Origin of the sequence: Cellulosimicrobium cellulans (genome assembly GCF_016907755.1) — a bacterium.
Lineage (GTDB): Bacteria > Actinomycetota > Actinomycetes > Actinomycetales > Cellulomonadaceae > Cellulosimicrobium > Cellulosimicrobium cellulans_D.
Genome location: NZ_JAFBCN010000001.1, coordinates 744,071 through 765,071, shown reverse-complemented (window position 1 = coordinate 765,071; position 21,001 = coordinate 744,071). Strand labels below are relative to the sequence as shown.

Sequence of the window (21,001 nt, the reverse complement as noted above, 5' to 3'; positions counted from 1 at the left end):
CCCTTCTTGCCCCTCGGCGGCAGGCGCGGGCGTGCTCGGCGACGGGAAGGGTGGGCGGAGGTCGCTCGACCGCGCCGTAATGTGATATCACTTTGCTATACACGACGTGCGCGGCCCCGGCCGCAGGAGAGGACGGACACCGTGACCGAGAGCGCAGCACCCCCGCAGGAGTCCGTCGGCGGCGAGCCGACCGGCCGTCCCGTCGGCCACGACGGCACGCGGGTCGACGTCACCGAGCAGCCCGCGTGGTCGCTCGGTGCCGGTGGCGGCGGCCTGGTGATCCTGCTCCTCCTCGCCTCCTTCGGCGCGTCGGTGCCCCTGTTCGCGACCGGCACCCCGGGCGGTGTCGTGCTGGGCGTCGTCGCGATCCTGCTGGGGTTCTTCCTGCTCACGATGGTCAAGGTCATCAACCCCGGGCAGACGCTCGTCGTCCAGTTCTTCGGCCGGTACCTCGGGACCATCCGGCGCACCGGGCTGGTCGCCACCGTGCCGCTCTCGTCGCGCAAGCGCGTGTCCGTCCGCGTCCGCAACTTCGAGACCAGCGAGCTCAAGGTCAACGACGCCGACGGCAACCCGATCAACATCGCGGCGATCATCGTCTGGCAGGTCGCCGACACCGCGAAGGCGTCCTTCGCCGTCGAGGACTACCAGGACTTCGTCCGCGTCCAGGCGGAGTCCGCGCTGCGCCACGTCGCGATGTCGCACCCCTACGACGACGCCGAGGCCGGCGAGCAGTCGCTGCGCGGGGCCACCGAGGTCGTGTCGGCGGAGATCGCGGCCGAGGTCGCGGCGCGCGTCGTCGTGGCGGGCGTCGAGGTCATCGAGGCCCGCATCTCCAACCTCGCCTACGCCCCGGAGATCGCCCAGGCGATGCTCCAGCGCCAGCAGGCCGGCGCGATCATCGCGGCGCGGTCGCGCATCGTCGAGGGCGCGGTGTCCATGGTCGAGGACGCGCTCTCGCGTCTCGAGGCCGAGGACATCGTCACGCTCGACGACGAGCGCCGCGCGACCATGGTCTCCAACCTCCTCGTGGTGCTGTGCGGCGACAGCCGCGTGACGCCCGTCGTCAACACGGGGTCCCTGTACCAGTGACGCCCGTCGGGCCCACGCCGCCCGAGAAGCGCGACGCGCCCGACGACGGCGACCGGCCGTCGTCGGGCCGCGGCGTCCGCGCGGGCGGGGAGCCTGCCACGCCGGAGGGCGACGCGCCCCCGCAGGCCGAGCAGCCGGCGTCGGGCACGGGCACGGGGCGAGCGCAGCGCCCGCAGCGCAAGTCGGTGCTCCTGCGCCTGGACCCCGCCGTGCACGACGCGCTCGCGCGCTGGGCCGGCGACGACCTGCGCAGCGTCAACGCGCAGATCGAGATGCTGCTGCGCCGCGCGCTGGATGATGCCGGCCGCCTCCCCCGCGACGTCCGCCCACCCCGAGGCCCGGGCCGCCCACGCACCCCCTGACCCCCGAACCCCCCGACCCGCCGAGCACGAGGTTGCTGTCGTTCTGGGGCCGAGAACGACAGCAACCTCGTGGTCGACGCGGAGCAGGTCCGTGGTCGGCGGACAGCGGGCGTCCAGGCGACGTCGAGGCCGCTCCCGGCGTCCGGTGCTATAACCGGACGGTGCCCGACCTGACCGCGTCCACCCCCGCGACCGCGCCCGAGCCGCTGCCCGCGCCCGGCCCGACGGCGGCCCCGACCAGGGGCGACGCCGTCGCCGTCGACGCGCACGACCGCCCGGACCGGGCGACGCGACGACGGATCGGCGCGGAGATCTGGATCGTCCTCGGCCTGAGCCTGGGCAAGTCGGCGGTCTACGCGATCATCAACATCCTCGCGCGGCTCACCGCCGGGACGCCGCTCGGCGAGCAGTCCGCGAGCCTCAACGTCAGCCGGTCCGCGCGGCCGTACCTCGATCTCACGTACCAGCTCGCCGGGATCTTCTTCGCGGTGCTGCCCGTCGCTCTCGCGCTGTACCTGCTCAGCGCGCGCGGCCGCTCGGCCGTCCGGGCGATCGGGCTCGACGGCGCCCGGCCCCTGCGCGACGTCGGGTGGGGGTTCGCGCTCGCCGCGGCCATCGGGATCCCCGGTCTCGGTTTCTACGCGCTGGGCCGCCTCCTGGGCATCACGGTCGAGGTGCAGGCGTCGGCGCTCAACGCCGCGTGGTGGACCGTGCCCGTGCTGATCCTCGCCGCCCTCCAGAACGGGCTGCTCGAGGAGGTCATCGCGGTCGGCTACCTGTTCGAGCGCACGCGCGACCTCGGCTGGGGCCGCGTGAAGTTCGTCGTGTGGAGCTCGCTGCTGCGCGGGTCCTACCACCTGTACCAGGGGTTCGGCCCGTTCGTGGGGAACGTCGTCATGGGCGTCGTCTTCTCGTGGTTCTACACGTCCCGCTGGGGCAGGCACCGCGTCATGCCCCTCGTCATCGCCCACACGCTGCTCGACGTCGTCGCGTTCGTCGGGTACGCGCTCCTCCCCCTGGAGTGGAAGCAGTCGCTCGGCCTCGCCTGACCGCGGACCCGTCGAGCGGAATCCCCGGTCCGGCGAGGCCTCGGCGCCGCGTGACGCTCAGAAGGGGGACATGCGCAGGATCGACTGCGACATGACGACGAAGAACGTGACGAACCCGAGGAAGACGAGCGAGAAGACGATCCGGCCGACCTGCCCACCCGCGCCGAGGCGCTCACCGACGGGTGCCGCGCAGCGGGTCGGGTCGGCCGGGTCATAGATCACCCTGACCTCGCTCCCGGACCGGTCCAGCATCCCCACGTCGGAGAACGACGGCACCGCGCGGACCCAGCGACCGTCCGCCGTCGTGAACTCGATCGTCTCGACGACCCGCGAGCTCGTCTCCCGGTCGGACCCGCTCCCGCGCGACGAGTGCTGGACGTGCGCCGCGACGACCAGCCCGTACGTCGTCTGCCCCGTCCGCTGGAGCGAGCGGACACCGGCGAGGCCGCGCAGCGCCCCGAACAGCGTCCACAGGCCTGCGGCCCCGAGGAACAGCGGCACGATGATGAACAGGACGCTCACGGGCGGGTCCCCCTCGGGTCGACGGCGGGGACGATGCTAGCGGCCGGGACGCCGCGCCCGGGGCGTCGGCCACGGACGGCGCACCGCCCCCCGTTCAGGCGATCCCGAAGGCCCCGGTCTCCAGGTCGATCAGGTGCGTCTCGCGGTTGCCGTAGTCGACGCCCCACGTGGGCGTCGACAGCTCCAGGTAGTGCGGCGTGAAGTCGCCCTCCAGCGAGTCGACCATCGCCTCCGACGTCCCGCCGAGGTGGTCGTCCGCCCAGGGGCTCTCCCCCTCCGCGAACCCGGTCCACTCCTCGTCCCACGGCGAGACCCAGCCGGTCTCCTCGCGGCCCGGGGCGGCGCCTGCGTTCGGGTCGTCGACCCTCGGGACGAGGTAGGCCCACCGGGTGGCCGCCATGTCCTCGCCGCGACGCGAGCCCCGGGGCGGGTCCCAGGCGTTCTCCCCCTCGTCCGTCGCGACGTGCTCACCCGGTCGACGGGTGTCGGGCGGGGCTGCGGTCGGACCGGCCGCGAGCTCCGGCTCGGTCAGCCAGACCAGGGCGAAGCGCTGGCCGATGATGTCGCTGAGCACGAGCGCCTGCGGGTGCTCCCGAGCCGCGCGCAGGTCGACCACGAACGGGTCCTCCGGGTCGCTCGCGTCGTGCTCGACGGCGAACTGCCCTTCGCCGAGGAAGTACGCCACCCCCGGGAACCCGGGGCCCCGCCGCTGGTACTCGACCGGCAGCCGCAGCGTGACGGCGTGCCGCATCGGCAGCCCGGTGCTCGGGCTCCGCGGCCAGGTCCGCGGCTCGATCCCCGGGCCGTCGTCGCCGATCCACCCCCAGGCCGCCTCGCCCCAGGGAGCGACGGGCGGCGGCTTCAGGTCCGCCGTCCCGACCGGTGACCCGTCCACCGCGTCCTGCGGGGTGAGGCCGAAGAGGATGTCGTACGCCGTGACCACCGGGGCTCCTCGCATCGACGGATGAGGGTCACATGCTAGGGCAGCCGTCCCTCACCGTCCGGCCCGTCCCGCTCCGGCTCCTGCCGTGGCGCCGGCTCCGGCGTCGGTCCCGGCGACGGCGCCGCGCTCGGGCCGTGCTGCGCCGTCGTGCCGGTGGCCGTCGGCGGCGCGACGCCCGGGTGGGCGGCAGGCGCGCCGAGCACGGACCCGCCCGTCACGACGACGCCCGCCGCGACGGCCTGCGCGCGCAGGTCCGCGAGCTCGCGCGCGACCGCGCGGACCGCGAAGCCCGACACGACGTGGATCGCCCCGGTCACGAACGCGTAGAGCGCGAACACGACGGTGACGAGCCGCAGCACGTCGAAGGCGTCGAGCGGCCGCGTGACGAGCAGGACCCCGAACAGCACCGAGACGATCCCGACCGCGAGCATCCACGCCCAGCCCAGGTCACGGTTGCGGACGAGCGCGGCCGCCCCGGCGATCGTCGTGATGCCGAGCACGAGCACCCACACGGCGAGCACGTAGTAGAGCGCGGTCGCGGTGAGGTCCGGCCAGAGCGCCACGACGACGCCGAACACGACGTTGACGCCCGCCTGCGCGAGCCACCACGCCGACCCGACCTGCCGGCGGTGCACGAACCCCTGCACGGCGACGAGCACGCCGTCGGCCACGAGGAACGCGCCGAGCACGACCCGCAGCGTCCCGAGCTGCTCCAGCGGCTCGATCATGAGGAGGAGGCCGAGGACGACGAGGAGGGTCCCCCGCACCACGGGCAGCCACCACACCTTGCGGAAGGGGTTGCGCTCCTGGCCGTTCGCGTCCGGAGCCGCGGAGTCGTCCGGACGGTCGGGGCCGCCCGCGGCGCCGCGCTCCGTCGTCGTGCCACGTGCCATGCCGACCTCCCAGGTCCGTCGCTCCGCCCATGCTAGGGAGGCCTTGCTCACACCCGCCCGCCGAGCGGGTGCCACGAGCCGTCCAGCATGCGGGCGAACGGGGCGAATCACCCGGAGGAATCGGCCAAATACCGCGCCTGCGCGAGGGCCCCGACCTAGACTCGCTCGCATGGCCTCCCCCGCCCCCGAGCCGACCGAGCGCGACGCTCCCCACGTCGGCGCGGTCGTCGAGGTCGGTTCGCTCGCCCGGTCCGAGCAGGCGGAGACCCGTCCCCAGACCGGTGCGCTCGAGGCCCTGCTCGCGCGCCGGGGTCACGACGACGCGGGGACCGTCCGCGTCGTCGACACGGCCGAGCAACGCGTCCGGCACCCGATCGACCTCGTCAACCTCGTGCTGTGCGCGGTAGGCGTCGTCGTCGTCCTGCTCATGTCCGTGTACGCGCACGGCACGACGGCCGGGGTCGCGGAGGACGTCCGCAACTTCTCCGACCTGCTCGCGCGCATCCTGTTCGTCCCCGTGCAGGTGCTCGAGGGCCTCATCACGCTGTTCGTCCCGATCGCCGTCCTCACCGAGCTGGGCGTCCGCCGGCTCGGGCGCCAGGTCGTCGAGTCGATCGTCGCCGCCGCGCTCGGCCTGCTCCTCGGCGTGCTCGTCGTGCTCGCGCTGCGCACCTGGGGGTCGGACGAGCTCATCCGCGGGCTCTCGGTCTTCACGCAGGGCGAGTGGCGGCTCACGGTCCCGGGCTACGTCGCCGCGATCGGCGGCCTCCTCACCGCGGCGGGCACGCGGACGCGGCGCCGCACCGTGAAGTGGTCGTGGAACCTGCTGTTCGTCGCGATCGGCGTCGTGCTCATCACCGGCCAGGTCTCGCTCCCCGGCATCCTCATCACGCTGCTGCTCGGGCGCATCGCCGGGCTCACCGTGCGCTACGTCTCGGGCGTGCGCAGCGAGCGGGCCTACGGGCCCGACCTCGTGTCCGGGGTGCGGCGCGCCGGGTTCTCCCCCACGGCACTGGTCCGCGTGCGGGACGTCACCGACGACGAGGAGCTCGCCGAGGCGGCCGAGGACCCCATCACGGAGGTCGACGCCGAGGGACGTATCACCGCCGAGGTGCACGTCGGTGTCCTGCGCGCCCCCGGGGCCACGGAGGACGCCGGCACCGTCCTCACCGCGGACGCCGCCCTCGCCGCGCAGCACCTCGGGGCGGCGCCCGCTGCCGACGAGGGCACGCAGCGGCGCGGGACGAACGGACGCGCGCCCGCGACGGACGCGCAGGACGCGCCCTCCGACCCCGCCGCCATCGCCCTGGCCCGCGCGGGCGACAACCGCGTCTACGCGATGCTCGCGGAGGACGGCGTGCGCAGGGACGTCGTCGTGCTCGACGGCGACCGGCAGGTCGTCGGCTTCCTCACCCGGTTCTGGCGGTCGCTGCGCCTGCGCGGCAGCGAGGGCCGCGCGGCCATCTCGCTGCGCGCCGCCGCCGAGCGCACGGCGCTGCTGTCCTACGCCGCGCGCGCGGCCGGCGTCCGCACGCCGCGCCTGCTCGGCGTCGCGGAGTCGGACGACTCGATGGTGCTCGTCCAGGAGCACGCGACCGGCGCCGTCTCCCTGCGCGACCTCACCGTGGAGGACCTCACCGACTCGGTGCTCAACGAGGCGTGGCGCCAGCTCCGGCTCGCCCACTCGGCGGGCATCGCGCACCGCGCCCTGACGTCCGACGTCATGCTCGTCTCCCGCGAGCCCGCGACGGGCGCGCCGCAGGTCTGGCTCACCGGGTGGGAGCAGGGCGACATCGCGTCGTCCGAGCTCGCGCGTCGCATGGATCTCGCCCAGATGGTCGCGCTCCTCGCGCTGCGCGTCGGGGCGAGCCGTGCCGTCGAGTCCGCGGTGAGCGTCCTGCCCGACGACGACATCGCCGCCATCGGCCCGCTGCTCCAGTCCGTCGCGCTGCCCCCCAGCACGCGCGAGGAGATCCGGCAGAACAAGGAGCTCCTCAAGGAGCTGCGCGCGGCGCTCGTGGAACGTCTGCCGGAGGCGGACGTCGAGCCGCAGCGCATCACGCGGTTCGGCGCGCGCACGGTGCTCACGATCGCGCTCGTGATCGCCGCGGTGACGGCCCTGGTCACCTCGTTCAACTTCGAGCAGATCGCCGAGGCGGTGACCGAGGCGAACCCGTGGTGGGCGGTGCTGTCGTTCGTGCTCGGCATCCTCACGTGGCTCGGCGCGGCGCTCACGCTCACCGCCTTCTCGCCGAAGCGGCTGCCGTTCTGGCGGGTCAACCTGACCCAGGCGGCCGGCTCCTACGTCGCGCTCGCCGCGCCCGCCGGCATCGGCCCGGCGGCGCTCAACCTGCGCCTCCTCACCCGGCGTGGCATCTCGACCCCCATGGCCGTGGCCACCGTCGCGCTCGTCCAGGTGTCGCAGTTCGTCGTGACGATCCTCATCCTGGTGGTCCTGTCGATCTTCACCGGGGAGGGCGGTCTCGTCCAGCTCCCGTCGACGACGGTCCTCCTCGCGATCGGCGGCGTCGCGCTGGCCGTCCTCGCGACGCTGCTCGTGCCGGCCGTGCGAGCCTGGGCGCTCGCCAAGATCCGGCCGACGATCCAGCAGGTGTGGCCCCGCCTGTCGGAGATGCTGGGCCAGCCGGGACGCCTCGCGATCGGGTTCGCCGGCAACATCATCATGACGCTCGGCTACGTGCTCGCCTTCGACGCGGCGCTCGCCGCGTTCGGGCAGGAGCTCGACCTGGTCGACGTCGCCGTGATCTACCTGGTGGGCAACGCCGCGGGGGCGGCCGTGCCGACCCCGGGCGGCCTCGGCACGATCGAGCTCGCGCTCACCGCCGGCCTCACGGCCGCCGGGGTCCCCGTCGCGCTCGCCACGTCGGCCACGCTCCTCTTCCGCGTCGCGACCTACTGGGCGCGGATCCCGATCGGGTGGGTCGCGATGCGGTACCTGCAGAAGCAGGGCGACCTGTAGCCGCCGCGCGTCGGACCGGCGTCGTCAGCCCTGCGGGGCGTCGGCGACCTTGACGTCGACGTGGTACTTCGTCCCGTCGACGTCGGAGAGCGTGACGGTCGTGTCGTAGACGTTCCCGGACGCAGGGTCGGTGAGCTCGCAGTCGACGACCTCGCCGTCCACCAGGTCGACGTTCCCCTCGCCGCAGTCGACGTCGGCCTCGCCGATCTCGGCCAGCGCGCCCTCGGCGTCCTCCGCGATCTTCGAGGCCGGCACGGTGAGGTTCGCGTTGACCGAGCACGCGGCGAGCGCGACGGCGCACAGCGCGACGACGGGTGCGAGGACGGCGGTACGGACGGTGGTGCGGCGCATGGTTCCCCCTGGGGTCGGAGCGGACGGCGCCCCGATCCTCGCGGACCCGGCGCCCGCGGCGCCACCTCGCGCGATGGTGAGAACTCCCCGCCGGTCCCGCGTCGGGCACGACGCGCGCCGACCGGGTCGAGGCTCGCCCGCCCGGGGACGTTGGACCCGGGACGACGAGGCCGGCCCCCGATAGGCTCGCCGCGCACCCGCCGTCGGCTCCGGCCGCGCGGGCGCCCACGATGCTCGACGAGGTGAGGAGCCCGCACGTGAGGATCGGTGTCCCCCGCGAGGTGAGGGACGGGGAGCGGCTGGTCGCCGCGACCCCGCGCACGGTCGAGCGCCTGCGGGCACTCGGGTACGAGGTGGTCGTCGAGCACGACGCCGGCGCGGGGGCCACGTTCTCCGACGCCGCGTACGAGGCGGCCGGGGCGGGCGTGGTGGACGCCGCGACCGCGTGGGGCGCCGACGTCGTCACGGCGGTGAACGCGCCGACCGACGCCCAGGTGTCCCTCCTGCGACCGGGCGCGACGCTCGTCGCGATGCTCGGGCCCGCGAACGACCCCGACCTCGTGCAGCGCCTCGCGGCGCACGGCGTGACGGCGCTCGCGCTCGACGCCGTGCCCCGCATCTCGCGCGCGCAGGCCCTCGACGTGCTGAGCACGCTGTCCAACGTCGCGGGGTACCGCGCGGTCGTCGAGGCGGCGGGCGAGTACGGCGGCATGTTCGCCGGGCAGGTCACGGCCGCGGGCAAGACGGCGCCCGCGAAGGTCTTCGTCATCGGCGGCGGCGTCGCGGGGCTCGCCGCGGTCGGCGCGGCGGCGAGCCTGGGCGCGCAGGTGCGCGCGTTCGACGTGCGCTCCGAGGCGGCCGAGCAGATCGAGTCCATGGGCGGCACGGCCGTGCGCGAGCCTGCCGCGCAGCAGGGCATGTCCGCCGACGGCTACGCGAAGCCGCTCACGCCCGAGCAGGAGGCCGCGGCCCTCGCGGTGTACGCGCGCGAGGCCGCCGAGGCGGACGTCGTCGTCACGACCGCGCTCGTGCGCGGCCGCGCGCCGCGGACCCTCACGGCCGAGGCCGTGGCGGGGATGCGTCCGGGGAGCGTCGTCGTGGACCTCGCGGCCTCGGGCGGCGGGAACTGCGCGCTCACGGTGCCCGGCGAGCGGGTCGTGACGGAGAACGGCGTCGTGGTCGTCGGCTGGACCGACCTCGCCGGGCGCCTGCCGCAGCACACGTCGCAGCTCCTCGGGACGAACGTCGTGCACCTGCTCGAGCTGCTCACGCCGGGCAAGGACGGCGAGCTCGCGCTCGACCTCGACGACCCGGTCCAGCGCGGCATGACCGTCGCGCGCGAGGGCGAGGTGCTGTGGCCGCCGCCGCCCGTCGCGGTGAGCGCGGCACAGGCACCGGGGTCGACCGCGCCACCACCCGACCCCGCGCTGGAGGCCGCGGCGCACGAGCGGGCCGCCGCGGAGGCGGCGTCGGCCGCGAGCCTGCGCCGCCGCCGTCGGACCGTGGGCGCCGCGCTCGCCGCGGTGCTCGTGACGCTCGCGCTGTCGTTCGCGCCGCCGTCGCTCGTCGGGCACGTCACGGTGTTCACGCTCGCGGTGATCGTCGGGTACTACGTGATCTCGAACGTCACGCACTCGCTCCACACGCCGCTCATGGCCCAGACCAACGCGATCTCCGGCATCATCCTCGTCGGCGCGCTCCTGCAGATCGGCTCGGACGACTGGGTGGTCACGACGCTCGCGCTGCTCGCCGCGACGGTGGCGAGCATCAACATCTTCGGTGGCTTCCTCGTGGCGAACCGCATGATCCGCATGTTCCGCAAGGACGTCCCGGCGCGCGCGCAGGGGGTGGCCCGATGACCGCGACGTCCGTCGCCCAGGCGGTCTACGTCCTCGCCGCCGTCCTCTTCGTCCTCAGCCTCGCGGGGCTGTCCAAGCAGGAGTCCGCGCGCCGCGGCAACCTGCTCGGCATGGTCGGGATGGTCCTCGCGCTCGCCGCGACGATCGTCCTCGCGCTCGGCACGAGCGCCCGGCCGGTGCTCACGACGGCGCTGCTCATCGCGCTCGTGCTCCTCGTGGGCGCGGCGGTCGGGACGTGGCGCGCGCGCCGCGTCGAGATGACGCAGATGCCCGAGCTCATCGCGATCCTGCACAGCTTCGTCGGCGCCGCGGCCGCGCTGGTCGGCTTCAACTCCTACCTGACCGCCCACGCCGCCGGCGCCGACGACGTCGCGCACCTCGTCGAGGTCTCGCTCGGCGTGCTCGTGGGCGCGGTGACGTTCACCGGCTCCGTCGTCGCGTTCCTCAAGCTGTCCGGGCGCACGCGCTCGGCCCCGCTCCAGCTCCCGGGCCGCAACCTGCTCAACCTCGCGGCGCTCCTCGTGAGCGTCGGGCTCGTGGTGTGGTTCGTCGTCGCGCCGTCGATCTGGCCCCTGCTCCTGCTCACGGTCGTGTCGCTCGCGCTCGGCTGGCACCTCGTCGCGTCGATCGGCGGCGGCGACATGCCCGTCGTCGTGTCGATGCTCAACTCGTACTCCGGCTGGGCCGCCGCCGCGGCGGGCTTCATGCTCGGCAACGACCTGCTCATCGTCACGGGCGCGCTCGTCGGGTCCTCCGGTGCGATTCTCAGCTACATCATGTGCAAGGCAATGAACCGGTCGTTCGTGTCCGTCATCCTCGGCGGGTTCGGGGCCGAGGAGGGCGCTGCCCCCGCCGGGGGCGGCGAGGGTCCGCAGGGCGAGCACCGCGAGGTGAGCGCCGACGAGGTCGCGGCCCTTCTGCGCGACGCCCGCAGCGTCGTCATCACCCCCGGCTACGGCATGGCGGTCGCCAAGGCGCAGTACCCCGTCGCGGAGCTCGTCGAGCTCCTGCGCGACGGCGGCGCGGACGTCCGGTTCGGGGTGCACCCGGTCGCGGGCCGCCTGCCCGGGCACATGAACGTCCTGCTCGCCGAGGCGCGCGTCCCGTACGACATCGTGCTGGAGATGGACGAGATCAACGACGACCTGGCGGGCACGGACGTCGTGCTCGTCATCGGCGCGAACGACACGGTGAACCCGGCCGCGCTCGACGACCCCGGCTCCCCCATCGCGGGCATGCCCGTGCTGCACGTGTGGGAGGCCGGGCAGGTCGTCGTCTTCAAGCGCTCGATGGCGGCCGGCTACGCCGGCGTGCAGAACCCGCTGTTCTTCCGCGAGAACACGGGCATGCTCTTCGGGGACGCGAAGCAGCGGGTCGAGGACATCGTGGCAGCGCTGCGCGTCGGCTGACCGGCCGACGTCCTCGACCGCGGGGCGTGTTGCGCGCTCGCGCGGCGCTCCGGGCCGCCCGGCTGCCTAGAGCGCTCGCTCGAGCGCGCCCGTCAGCGCGACGGGAGTGACCTCCAGGCGGTCGAGGCGCCAGCCGTCCTCGGTGCGTCGCGCGCCGTAGCGGTGGACGGCGGCCGCGATCGACTCGGTCGCATCGTCGACGACGAACACGGCGAGGTCGTGCGCGCGCACCGTCGCGGAGTCGCCGTCGATCTCGACGACGAGGTTTCCCTTGTGGTGCAGGGTGCGGGCGTAGCCGTCGTGGCCGCGTCGCACGAGCGCGACGAGCGCGTCGAGGCCCCGTGACTCGCCGCGCAGCGAGCTGACGACGACGTCGTCGGTGAAGAGCCGGTCGGTCTCGTCGTACCGGCGCTCGTCGATCCACAGGCTGTGGCGGGCGACGAGGTCGGCCAGCTCGGCACGGTCGGCGAGCTCGCGAACGAGCGTCTCGGTCGTGGTCATGTCCCCTCCTCATATCGTAAGAGCGTCTAACGTTCGCTCCTCTCACGAAACCTAGATCGTTAGATCGACTAACGCAAGGGGTAGGATCAGGCCGTGGACACCGAGGACGACCTCCGCTTCGACCGCGGCGACCAGACGCCGGCGCGGCTCACGGGACAGCTCTCCCGCCTCGTCGGCATGACCGCGGCCCAGACCCGCCGCGTCGCCGGAGACGCCCTGCGGGCCGTCGGCGCGCACAAGGACCACTTCGTCGTGCTCGCCGCCCTCGCCGAGCTCGGCCCCGCGAGCCAGTCGGCCCTGTCGGACCGCACGAGGGTCTACCGCAGCGACCTCGTCGCCGTCCTCAACGAGCTCGGCGCCGGAGGCTGGGTCGAGCGGACCCCCGACCCGGCGGACAAGCGCCGCAACGTCGTGTCGATCACGCCCGCAGGAGAGCGCCGCCTCGACGAGCTGGACGCGATCCTCGCGGGGGTCAACGACCGGGTCATGGCGCCGCTCTCCCCGGCTGAGCGGGCGCAGCTCTTCGACCTCCTCGGGCGCGTCAACGCGCACCTCGCCGCCGGTGCCGACCGCCCCTGAGAGGGCTCAGCCGAGCACGCGCTCGCGGGCGTGGCCGAACGTGAGCGACGGGAGCGTCTCGAGCTCACCGTGCGCCGCGACGTAGTCCTTGAGGTCGCCCCGGAAGACGACGCGGCCCGGCAGGTCGAGCAGCGTCTGCGGCCGCACCTGCCACCGCTCGACGCCGAGGTCGCACACCCCGGCGCCGTGCAGCACGTGGTAGACGAACTCGGAGCAGAAGAACCGGTCCTCCGCCTCGTGGCCGCGGCCGAAGCGGGCGCCGACGAGCCCGCGCACGTTGTAGGAGAACGCGTGCGAGTCCAGCAGGAACTCGGTGATCCGCACCCGGATCGCCTCGTGCTGCTCCGGCGTCACGGGGACCGCGAGCACGACCCCGGGCACGACGTCCATGCCGCGGTACAGGCCGTCGTCGAACCGCTCGCGCCGGAAGCACCCGACGAACGGGTTCCCGGCCCGACGTCGCCCGAAGCTGAACATGAGGTCGAGCCCCGGGTCGAGCGCCAGGGCCGAGTGCGTGAACTCGTCGCGGGTCGCCAGCGCGATGGTCCGGGACAGGACCGTACGGCTGCGGGACAGGACGACGTAGACGTTCACGCGAGTGACCATACGATGCCCGAGCCCGCAAGTGGAACGGCCCGCGGGGGTATTTTGTCCGGTCAGCCCGCCGCGAGCGCTCCGACGACCTGCTCGGCGAGCTGCGGGGGGAACTGCGCGGCGGCGTCGCGCACGTCGAACCCGAGGTCCTCGGCGAGCGCGAACGCCCGGCCGGCGCGGGCAGGGTCGGGCAGCGACCCGTCCCCCGTGAGCATCATGACCCCCGCCGTGAAGGCCGCGCGCCCGTTGCCCCGGTCGCCCGCCGCGAGGTAGAGCTCCAGGGCGCGCGTGGAGTCCCGGGGACGACCACGGCCCGTCGCGTGCTCCGCCGCCAGGTTGTAGAGCGCGCGGGGGTGGCCGGCGTCGGCGGCCTGCTCGAGGAAGGCTCGCGAGCGTGCCTCGTCCACCGGCGCGCCCTGGCCCGTCGCGGTGAGGACGGACAGCTCGAACAGCGCGTCGGCGTTCCCACGACGCGCCGCCTCCTCGTGGTCGGCGACGGCCGCCGTGGCGTCCTGCGCGAACCCGTAGCCGTTGTAGCGCATCCATCCGCGCAGCACGTGCGCCCCACCGTCGGGGTCGTCCTCGGCGAGCCGGTCGACCCGCTCGGCCGCCTCCGCGGCGAGCGGCAGGCGGCGGAAGTACGCCTCGCGCACCCACGACGTCGCCGCCTCGCGCGACACCGCGTCGGCCCCGCCCGCGTCGGCCCGGCGGTACGTCTCGACGAGCACCTGCTCCGCGTCGCCCGGCAGCAGGCCGATCACGTGCTCGTTGCGGACGAACGCGTCGCGCAGCCCGTGCGCCGCGGCCAGTGCGCGCTCCCGGCTCACAGCGCGGTCGTCGAGCACCTCGCGCGCCGCCTCGTAGGCGACGCTGCCGCGCGGGCGGGGCGCGCCCGACGTCGGAACCCCCTCCGCGGTCGCGCTCGCCGACGCGTCACCCGCCGAGGAGGCTGCCGGGGCGTCGCCTGTCCCCGTGCCCGCCGCCGGAGCGGGTGCGCCGGTCGCCGTCCCGTGCTGCGCCGCAGCGGCCGCCTTCGCCGCGTCCCGCGCGTCGGCGTCCCAGACGAGCTCGCCGTCCGGGTTCCAGATCTGGTTCGTCCGGTTCTTCGCCCACACCGCCCGGAAGCCCTCGGGGAGCGAGAGGTAGCGCACGAGGTGCGGCGCCCGGCGGTACAGCTCGTGCGCGGGCACGGGGAGGAGCCCGCCGCGGGGCTGCGCGGCGATCGACTTCACGACCCACCCCGACGCGCCGTCGCCCACCGGCCGGGTGCGCTCGACGAACATCTCCGGGGCGTCGTACACGTCGTTGTAGACCAGCACGGTCTCCGTGAAGCGCGTGCTCTTCGAGCCGACCTTGCAGAACGCGACCATCTCGCGCTGCTGCCGGTACGTGTCGAGCATCGGGTCGACGTCCCACGTGAGCGTCGAGATCCCGTCCTTCGTGAGGTCCGTGACGGCGACGCGCAGGTCGTCGCCCGACGCCGAGAGGACGACCCACCAGAAGCCGTGCCAGACCTGGTAGCCCGTCACGACCTTCTCCGCGGGGAGCGTCGCGACCCAGTCCAGGAACGACTGCGCCGTCGGGGCGAGGAACGGCGTCGTCTGCGTCCACACGCGGCGGCCCGTGGCCGACCGGACGTCGAGCACGACCTGCGCGGGCACCGTCGTCGGCGTCCCGTCCGCCCACCAGCGCACGGCGTCCGCCGCGGGCGGCGGCCACGCGGTGCGACCGTTGGCGACCGGGTCCAGCGCGAGCACGTCCTCCCCGTCGAAGTACGCGACGTACCAGTGACCCGGCCCGTGCGCGCGGTCCACGCCGACGACGACGAAGGCGCCCTTGCCGCGGGCGCGCAGCCGGTCCGCGATCTCGTCCGGCGTCGTCTGCTCGAACGCGCCGCCGACGAGCTCCGCGAGCTCCGCCTCGCTCGGGCCGGTGGGCGTCGCGGGCTGCGCCGGGTCGCCGCGCAGGATCCCGACCATCGAGGCCACCGCCGACGCCGCGTGGTTCACCGGCAGGGTCGCGGCGTTCGCGTCGTTGCGGTGACCCGCGTGGAACGCCTCCACCAGCTGGGCCTGCGTGAAGCACGACTCCCGTACGTACGCGGACCCGTCGAACCCGACGATCGCCTGCGCCCCGCCGCGGCCCGGGGTCCAGACGTGGAACCCGCCCGGGACGACCTTGTGGAGCCGCGCGACCGTCGCGACGTCGACGCCGAGGAGCGACGCGGCGCGGTCGGCGAGGTGCGGGAACCCCTCGGTCCAGTGCTGGTCCTGCGGGTCCGGGGCGTTCACGTCGGTCACGGGGAGAGGCTATGCGGCAGGCCCGACGCGCCGCACCGCCCCGGCATGGGGACCGGTCCCCATGGCCGGTGTCGGCCGGCGTCGGCCGGTGTCGACCAGGTGCCGGCTCAACGCAGTCAGGCGCCCGCCCGGCGCAGCACGGCCTCCGCGTGACGCAGCACGGGGCCGTCGACCATCCGGCCGTCGTGCGTGAAGACCGCGTCCGGTCCGCCAGGGTTCGCGGCCGCCGCGTCGAGCACGGCGCGTGCTGCCTCCACCTGGTCCGGCGTCGGGGCGTAGGCCGCGCGGATCACGGGGACGTGGCTCGGGTGGATGCACGCCGTCGCGGCGAACCCCGACGCGGCGGCGTCCTCTGCCTCGGCCCGCAGCCCGTCGAGGTCGCCGACGTCGACGTGCACCGCGTCGACCGCGGCCTTGCCCGCCGCACCGGCCGCGAGGAGAACCGCCGACCGCGCGTGCCGCGCGACGTCGCGGTACGAGCCGTCAGGGCGTCGGCTCGACGTCCCGCCGAGAGACGCGACGAGGTCCTCCGCACCCCACATCAGCGCGACGACCTCGGGCCGCCGGGCGAGCTCCGGCGCCGCGACGACGCCCGACGCCGTCTCGCACAGCGCGAGGACCCGGACGCCCGGGAGGGTGGCCGCGAGCGCGCCGAGCGACCCCAGCAGCTCCGGCCCGGCCTTGGCGACCATGACCGTCCGTAGCCGCGTGTCCGCGAGCGCCGCGACGTCGAGCGCGTGCTCCGGCGTCCCGACGGCGTTGACCCGCACGACCGTCCGCGCCGGGTCGAGCGTCGCGGACGCCTCGACGACCGCGCGCCGGGCGGCGTCCTTCGAGGCCGCGGCGACGGCGTCCTCCAGGTCGAGGATGACGGCGTCGGCGCGGTCGGCGGCCTTGCCGAACCGGTCGGGCCGGTCGCCGGGGCAGAACAGCAGCGCCGGCCCGAGTCCGAACCCGTCGCTCACCACGCGCTCTCCTCGTCGCCGCGCTCGAGAACGGGCTCGTGGTGCGGATGCTCCCCCTCGGTGCCGAACCCGGGCTTGGTGGGCACGTCGGGCTCGGCCTGCCCGGCAACCCCGGGTTCGGCAGGTGGGGGGTGACCCGTCGCCCCGGGAGCGGCCCCGCGGTCCGGTGACGCGTCGCCGTCGGGCGCCGCCTCGTGGGCGGCGCGGGTCCAGAAGAGCGCGGTGCGGACGGCGCGCGCGACGAGGACGCCGTCCTGGTTGAGGCCGCGGTGCTCCAGCGTGACGACGCCCTGGCCCGGGCGCGACGCCGACAGCCGCTTCTCGACCACCTCCGTCTCCGCGTAGAGCGTGTCGCCGTGGAACAGCGGCTTCGGGAACTCGACCTCGCGGAAGCCGAGGTTCGCGACGATCGTGCCCTGCGTGACCTGCCCGACCGACAGCCCCACGAGCGTGGAGAGCGTCATCATCGAGTTCACGAGCCGCTGCCCGAACGGCTGCGTCGCGGCCCACGCGGCGTCGAGGTGCAGCGCCTGGTGGTTCATCGTGAGCGTGGAGAAGACGACGTCGTCCGCCTCCGTGAGCGTGCGGCCGGGCCGGTGGCGGTACACCACGCCCGTCTCCAGCTCGTCGTAGTACAGGCCCCGCTGGACCACCTCGCGCATGCTGCTCCTCCCTCGTCCTGGACCGCCCGCCTGCTGCCGTCCGCCGAGAACGACGTCCCCCGCCGTCGACCACGACGTTGCTGTCGGAATGGCTGCCAGAACGACAGCAACGTCGTGTTCGGCAGCCTGGGTTAACCCTCTAGGCCCAGGCTCCTCGCGATGATCATCAGCTGCACCTCGGTGGTGCCCTCGCCGACCTCGAGGACCTTGGCGTCGCGGTAGTGCCGCGCGACCGGGTTCTCGTTGAGGAAGCCGTAGCCGCCGAAGATCTGCGACGCGTCGCGCGCGTTCGCCATCGCCGCCTCGCCGCCGACGAGCTTCGCGACCGACGCCTCCGCCTTGAACGGCTTGCCCGCGACGAGCTTGTGGGCGGCGTCGAGCCACGCGAGCCGCGCCGTGTGGACACGGGCCTGCATGCGCGCGAGCGTGAACGCGACGTGCTGGTTCTCGCCGATCGACCGCCCGAAGACGACCCGTTCCTTCGCGTACCGCAGCGCCTCCTCGAGGCAGCCCTGCGCGGCACCGGTCGCCAGCGCGGCGAACGCGATGCGGCCCTCGTCGAGCGCGCGCAAGAAGTTCGCGTACCCGCGGCCGCGCTCGCCGAGCAGGTTGCCTCCCGGGACCCGGACGTCGGTGAGCGTGAGGGGGTGCGTGTCGGAGGTGTGCCACCCGACCTTGTCGTACGCCGGCCCGACCTCCAGCCCGGGCGTCCCCGCCGGCACGATGATGCTCGACAGCTCCTTGCGCACCTCGCCGTCCTGGCTGACGTGCTCGCCCGTGACGGCCGTGATGGTCACGAGGCTCGTGATCGGCGTCCCCGAGTTGGTGATGAACTGCTTGGACCCGTCGATCACCCACTCGTCGCCGTCGAGCCGCGCGGTGGTGCGCGTGCCGCCCGCGTCCGAGCCGGCGTCGGCCTCCGTGAGCCCGAACGCCGCGAGCGCCCGCCCGGCGAGGAGGTCGGGCAGCCAGCGCTCCTGCTGCTCGCGCGAGCCGTGCCGGAAGATCGGCACGATCCCCAGCCCGACGCCCGCCTCGAGCGTCACCGCGATGGACTGGTCGACGCGCGCGAGCGCCTCCACGGCGAGGCACAACGACACGTAGTCCTTGCCCTGGCCACCGATCTCGCGCGGGAACGGGAGCCCGAACAGCCCCAGCTCCCCCATCTGCTCGATGATCTCCATCGGCAGGCGGCGCTCGGTGTCGTACCGGTAGGCGGCGGGCGCGACGACGCTGTCCGCGAAGTCGCGCACCACCTGGCTGAGCTTCCGCTGCTCGTCGTCGAGCAGGACGTCGGCCTCGATCATGATGCTCCCTGGGTGTCGGGTTGCGGGACCGGGTCGGCGGGTTGTGCCGCGCCGGAGTCGTGGGGGTGGACGACGGCGACCACCTGGTCCCGGCGCACGAGGTCGCCGGGGCGCACGCGCACGTCGGCGACGCCGTCGTGCGGGGCGAGGAGCGGGTGCTCCATCTTCATGGCCTCGACCGTCACGAGGACGGCCCCGGCGGCGACCGGCTCGCCGTCCGCGACGGCCGTCACGACCGTGCCCGGCATCGCGGCGCGCACCTCGGGATCCGTCGCGCCGGGCGCGTCGTCCCGGGCCCGACGGCGCTCGTCCCGCGCCCGCGCGGCGCGCTGCTCCCGGCTCGGCGCGGCCAGCGCGACGGTCCGCCCGTCGCGCCACAGCCACACCGTCGCGGGCTCGCCGTCGGCGGGCGGCACGTCGAGCGCGAGCCGCACCCGCTCCCGGACGCCGTCCACGGTGAGCCACCACGCGCCGTCGCCCCCGCGGTCGCGCTCGATCGACGCCCGCACCTCACGCGGTCGCGCGGCGCCGGGTCCCCACCCGCCGTCGGTGTCGCGCGCCGGCGGACACTGCATGACGGCGTCCCGCGCCGACCCGGAGACCCGCACCTCGTGCACATCCCCGGCGGCATCGACGAGCACGACCTGCCGCGCGGCAGCGGCCGCGTTGAGCCGCCACCCGTCACGCACCCGCCACGGATCGGCCTCAGAGATCCCCGCTCCCCCGCCGAGCATCGGGTTACTGCCCATCTCGTCCTCCGGACGGGCCACAACCCCATGCTCGGCGAGCGCAACCGCGACGAGGAACAGTGCCGCGGCCACGAGCTCGACCCGCCCGACGCCGTCGGGCGGCGAGCCGACCTCCGCAGCAAAGGGGCGGGGGGTGTGCGCGCCGTCGTGGTCGGCGGGTGAGCCGACCGCGGAGGTGAGGAGTCGGGGGGTGTGCGCGCCGTCGTGGTCGGCGGGTGAGCCGACCGCGGAGGTGAGGAGTCGGGGGGTGTGCGCGCCGTCGTGGTCGGCGGGTGAGCCGACCGCGGAGGTGAGGGGTCGGGGGGTGTGCGCGCCGTCGTGGCTGGGTCTGGCGGGAGCGCCCGAGGAACGAGGGCGCGGATGGTAGACGGCGCGCACACCCCCCGGCCCCTCGCCGGACCCGAGCACAGGCCCCGAACCGGAAGACACGAGCCGGTCGATCAGCCCCGTGTCCAGCCGCCCCGCCCGGACATCGGGATCCGCGAGCAACGACCGCAAGAACGCCGTGTTCGTCTCGACCCCCAGCACGACGGTCCGCGCGAGCAGCCCGTCGAGCCGGTCGACGGCCTCGTCACGCGTCTCACCCCACGCGACGGCCTTCGCGAGCATGGGGTCGTAGTACCCACTCACGACGGCACCGGCGGCGATCCCCGAGTCGAGGCGCAGCGGCGAGGCGCCGGGACCGGCGGGGACGCCGTCGTCGTCGTAGACCAGGACCGAGCCGGTCGCCGGGAGGAACCCGCGCTCGGGCGACTCGGCGTAGAGGCGCGCCTCGACGGCGTGGCCGCGCAGCACGACGTCGTCCTGGGCGATCCCGAGCGGCGCGCCGGCCGCGACGCGGAGCTGGAGCTCGACGAGGTCGAGGCCGGTGACCATCTCGGTGACGGGGTGCTCGACCTGCAGGCGCGTGTTCATCTCGATGAAGAAGAACGCGTCGGGGTCCGCGGCGGGGACGAGGAACTCGACCGTCCCGGCGCCGACGTACCCGACGGACCGCGCGACCTCGCACGCGGCCTCACCCATCCGGGCGCGCTGCGCGGGAGTGAGGAGCGGCGACGGCGCCTCCTCCACGACCTTCTGGTGGCGGCGCTGGAGCGAGCACTCGCGCTCGCCGAGGTGGACCACGGTCCCGTGGGTGTCGGCGAGCACCTGCACCTCGATGTGGCGCGGCGCCTCGACGAGCCGTTCGAGCAGCAGCGTGTCGTCGCCGAACGACGACCCGGCGACGCGACGCGCGGACGCGAGCGCACCGGACAGGTCGTCGGCCGTCCGCACGACGACCATGCCCTTGCCCCCGCCCCCGGCGGACGGCTTGACGAGCAGCGGGAACCCGACGCCGCGCGCGGCGGCCAGCAGGTCGTCGTCGGGCATCCCGGGCTCGCCCGCGCCGGGCACGACCGGCACGCCCCGGGCGCCGACGATGCGCTTGGCGGCGAGCTTGTCCGCCATCGCCTCGAGCGCGTCGACGCCCGGCCCGACGAACGCGATGCCCGCGCGCTCGCACGCGCGGGCGAGCGCAGGGTTCTCGGACAGGAAGCCGTAGCCGGGGTGGACCGCCTCGGCGCCGGTCGCGACGGCCGCGGCGACGACGGCATCGACGTCGAGGTAGCTCTGCGTGGCGGGCGCGGGACCGATCCGGACGGCGACGTCGGCCTCGCGCACGTGGCGAGCGTCGGCGTCAGCGTCGGAGAAGACGGCGACCGAGCGCACGCCGAGGCGCCGGAGCGTGCCGATCACGCGGCACGCGATCTCGCCGCGGTTGGCGACGAGGACCGTGCGGAACCCGGGATCGCCGCCAGGTGGGGCAGCCGGCCGGTCCGCCGGGCGCGCGGACGGCCGGTCCGCCGGCCGGGCCGTCGCCTCGTGGGGGGTGTCGGAGGTCAT

17 protein-coding genes and 1 pseudogene are annotated in these 21,001 nt (G+C 74.7%); 7 read left to right on the top strand and 11 right to left on the bottom strand.

Annotation, left to right across the window (positions count from 1 at the left end; translation table 11 throughout):
• Window positions 1-141: 141 nt before the first annotated feature.
• The 3 genes from JOE63_RS03315 to JOE63_RS03305 all read left to right on the top strand — a co-directional run bounded on the left by JOE63_RS03315 (window position 142) and on the right by JOE63_RS03305 (window position 2,503).
• The gene (locus JOE63_RS03315; RefSeq protein ID WP_204539096.1) at window positions 142-1,092 is read left to right on the top strand and encodes an SPFH domain-containing protein; all 951 of its coding nucleotides are present in this window, start codon (window positions 142-144) and stop codon (window positions 1,090-1,092) included.
• The gene (locus JOE63_RS03310) at window positions 1,089-1,454 is read left to right on the top strand and encodes a hypothetical protein (protein WP_204543901.1); all 366 of its coding nucleotides are present in this window, start codon (window positions 1,089-1,091) and stop codon (window positions 1,452-1,454) included. Before JOE63_RS03315 ends, JOE63_RS03310 begins: the two co-directional genes overlap by 4 nt.
• A gap of 161 nt (window positions 1,455-1,615) precedes the next feature.
• Window positions 1,616-2,503: a CPBP family intramembrane glutamic endopeptidase gene (locus JOE63_RS03305; protein WP_374058989.1), complete on the top strand. Its 888-nt coding sequence runs from the start codon at window positions 1,616-1,618 to the stop codon at window positions 2,501-2,503.
• A gap of 57 nt (window positions 2,504-2,560) precedes the next feature.
• Here JOE63_RS03305 and JOE63_RS03300 read toward each other — a convergent pair whose 3' ends face one another.
• The 3 genes from JOE63_RS03300 to JOE63_RS03290 form a co-directional block, all read right to left on the bottom strand.
• The gene (locus JOE63_RS03300) at window positions 2,561-3,025 is read right to left on the bottom strand and encodes a DUF3592 domain-containing protein (RefSeq protein WP_204539094.1); all 465 of its coding nucleotides are present in this window, start codon (window positions 3,023-3,025) and stop codon (window positions 2,561-2,563) included.
• Window positions 3,026-3,119: 94 nt separating this feature from the next.
• Window positions 3,120-3,968, bottom strand: coding sequence for a hypothetical protein (locus JOE63_RS03295; protein ID WP_204539091.1), 849 nt, complete (start codon window positions 3,966-3,968; stop codon window positions 3,120-3,122).
• Between the two features lie 35 nt (window positions 3,969-4,003).
• Complete coding sequence (locus tag JOE63_RS03290) at window positions 4,004-4,861, bottom strand: HdeD family acid-resistance protein (protein WP_204539089.1); 858 nt, start codon at window positions 4,859-4,861, stop codon at window positions 4,004-4,006.
• A gap of 169 nt (window positions 4,862-5,030) precedes the next feature.
• On the opposite strand from JOE63_RS03290, the gene JOE63_RS03285 reads away from it, so the two are divergent.
• Window positions 5,031-7,841 carry a flippase-like domain-containing protein gene (locus JOE63_RS03285; protein ID WP_204539086.1) on the top strand — a complete coding sequence of 937 codons (2,811 nt, stop codon included), beginning with the start codon at window positions 5,031-5,033 and terminating at the stop codon, window positions 7,839-7,841.
• A 24-nt stretch (window positions 7,842-7,865) separates the two neighbouring features.
• Here JOE63_RS03285 and JOE63_RS03280 read toward each other — a convergent pair whose 3' ends face one another.
• Window positions 7,866-8,192: a hypothetical protein gene (locus JOE63_RS03280; protein WP_204539083.1), complete on the bottom strand. Its 327-nt coding sequence runs from the start codon at window positions 8,190-8,192 to the stop codon at window positions 7,866-7,868.
• Between the two features lie 257 nt (window positions 8,193-8,449).
• On the opposite strand from JOE63_RS03280, the gene JOE63_RS03275 reads away from it, so the two are divergent.
• Together JOE63_RS03275 and pntB are read left to right on the top strand one after the other, a co-directional pair.
• Window positions 8,450-10,051 carry a Re/Si-specific NAD(P)(+) transhydrogenase subunit alpha gene (locus tag JOE63_RS03275; protein ID WP_087472684.1) on the top strand — a complete coding sequence of 534 codons (1,602 nt, stop codon included), beginning with the start codon at window positions 8,450-8,452 and terminating at the stop codon, window positions 10,049-10,051.
• On the top strand, window positions 10,048-11,460 hold the full coding sequence (pntB, locus tag JOE63_RS03270; protein WP_204539081.1) for a Re/Si-specific NAD(P)(+) transhydrogenase subunit beta: 1,413 nt from the start codon (window positions 10,048-10,050) through the stop codon (window positions 11,458-11,460). The genes JOE63_RS03275 and pntB overlap by 4 nt, the downstream gene beginning before the upstream one ends.
• A gap of 66 nt (window positions 11,461-11,526) precedes the next feature.
• Here pntB and JOE63_RS03265 read toward each other — a convergent pair whose 3' ends face one another.
• On the bottom strand, window positions 11,527-11,961 hold the full coding sequence (locus JOE63_RS03265; RefSeq protein ID WP_087470718.1) for a nuclear transport factor 2 family protein: 435 nt from the start codon (window positions 11,959-11,961) through the stop codon (window positions 11,527-11,529).
• 93 nt (window positions 11,962-12,054) lie between these two features.
• On the opposite strand from JOE63_RS03265, the gene JOE63_RS03260 reads away from it, so the two are divergent.
• Window positions 12,055-12,540 (top strand): MarR family winged helix-turn-helix transcriptional regulator, encoded by a 486-nt coding sequence (locus tag JOE63_RS03260; RefSeq protein WP_204539078.1) that lies wholly within the window; start codon window positions 12,055-12,057, stop codon window positions 12,538-12,540.
• Between the two features lie 6 nt (window positions 12,541-12,546).
• Here JOE63_RS03260 and JOE63_RS03255 read toward each other — a convergent pair whose 3' ends face one another.
• From JOE63_RS03255 to JOE63_RS20820, 6 genes and pseudogenes are all read right to left on the bottom strand, one after another.
• Complete coding sequence (locus tag JOE63_RS03255; RefSeq protein ID WP_087470716.1) at window positions 12,547-13,134, bottom strand: hypothetical protein; 588 nt, start codon at window positions 13,132-13,134, stop codon at window positions 12,547-12,549.
• A gap of 62 nt (window positions 13,135-13,196) precedes the next feature.
• Entirely contained in the window at window positions 13,197-15,434 is a 2,238-nt protein-coding gene (locus tag JOE63_RS03250; RefSeq protein WP_087470715.1) for a tetratricopeptide repeat protein, read from the bottom strand.
• 116 nt (window positions 15,435-15,550) lie between these two features.
• The gene (locus JOE63_RS03245) at window positions 15,551-16,399 is read right to left on the bottom strand and encodes an HpcH/HpaI aldolase/citrate lyase family protein (RefSeq protein WP_204539075.1); all 849 of its coding nucleotides are present in this window, start codon (window positions 16,397-16,399) and stop codon (window positions 15,551-15,553) included.
• Between the two features lie 179 nt (window positions 16,400-16,578).
• A pseudogene (locus JOE63_RS03240) lies at window positions 16,579-17,061 on the bottom strand (MaoC family dehydratase); the annotation flags it as partial.
• Window positions 17,062-17,192: 131 nt separating this feature from the next.
• Window positions 17,193-18,368: an acyl-CoA dehydrogenase family protein gene (locus tag JOE63_RS03235; protein ID WP_087470714.1), complete on the bottom strand. Its 1,176-nt coding sequence runs from the start codon at window positions 18,366-18,368 to the stop codon at window positions 17,193-17,195.
• Window positions 18,365-21,001, bottom strand: a complete 2,637-nt coding sequence (locus JOE63_RS20820; RefSeq protein ID WP_239576603.1) for an ATP-binding protein — start codon at window positions 20,999-21,001, stop codon at window positions 18,365-18,367. Before JOE63_RS20820 ends, JOE63_RS03235 begins: the two co-directional genes overlap by 4 nt.

Excerpts from the sequence above, each read along its gene's own strand:
- JOE63_RS03290 (WP_204539089.1), bottom strand. The coding sequence starts at position 4,861 with ATGGCACGTGGCACGACGACGGAGCGCGGCGCCGCGGGCGGCCCCGAC.
- JOE63_RS03285 (WP_204539086.1), top strand. The coding sequence starts at position 5,031 with ATGGCCTCCCCCGCCCCCGAGCCGACCGAGCGCGACGCTCCCCACGTC.
- JOE63_RS03265 (WP_087470718.1), bottom strand. The coding sequence starts at position 11,961 with ATGACCACGACCGAGACGCTCGTTCGCGAGCTCGCCGACCGTGCCGAG.
- JOE63_RS03235 (WP_087470714.1), bottom strand. The coding sequence starts at position 18,368 with ATGATCGAGGCCGACGTCCTGCTCGACGACGAGCAGCGGAAGCTCAGC.
- pntB (WP_204539081.1), top strand. The coding sequence starts at position 10,048 with ATGACCGCGACGTCCGTCGCCCAGGCGGTCTACGTCCTCGCCGCCGTC.
- JOE63_RS03280 (WP_204539083.1), bottom strand. The coding sequence starts at position 8,192 with ATGCGCCGCACCACCGTCCGTACCGCCGTCCTCGCACCCGTCGTCGCG.
- JOE63_RS20820 (WP_239576603.1), bottom strand. The coding sequence starts at position 21,001 with ATGACCTCCGACACCCCCCACGAGGCGACGGCCCGGCCGGCGGACCGG.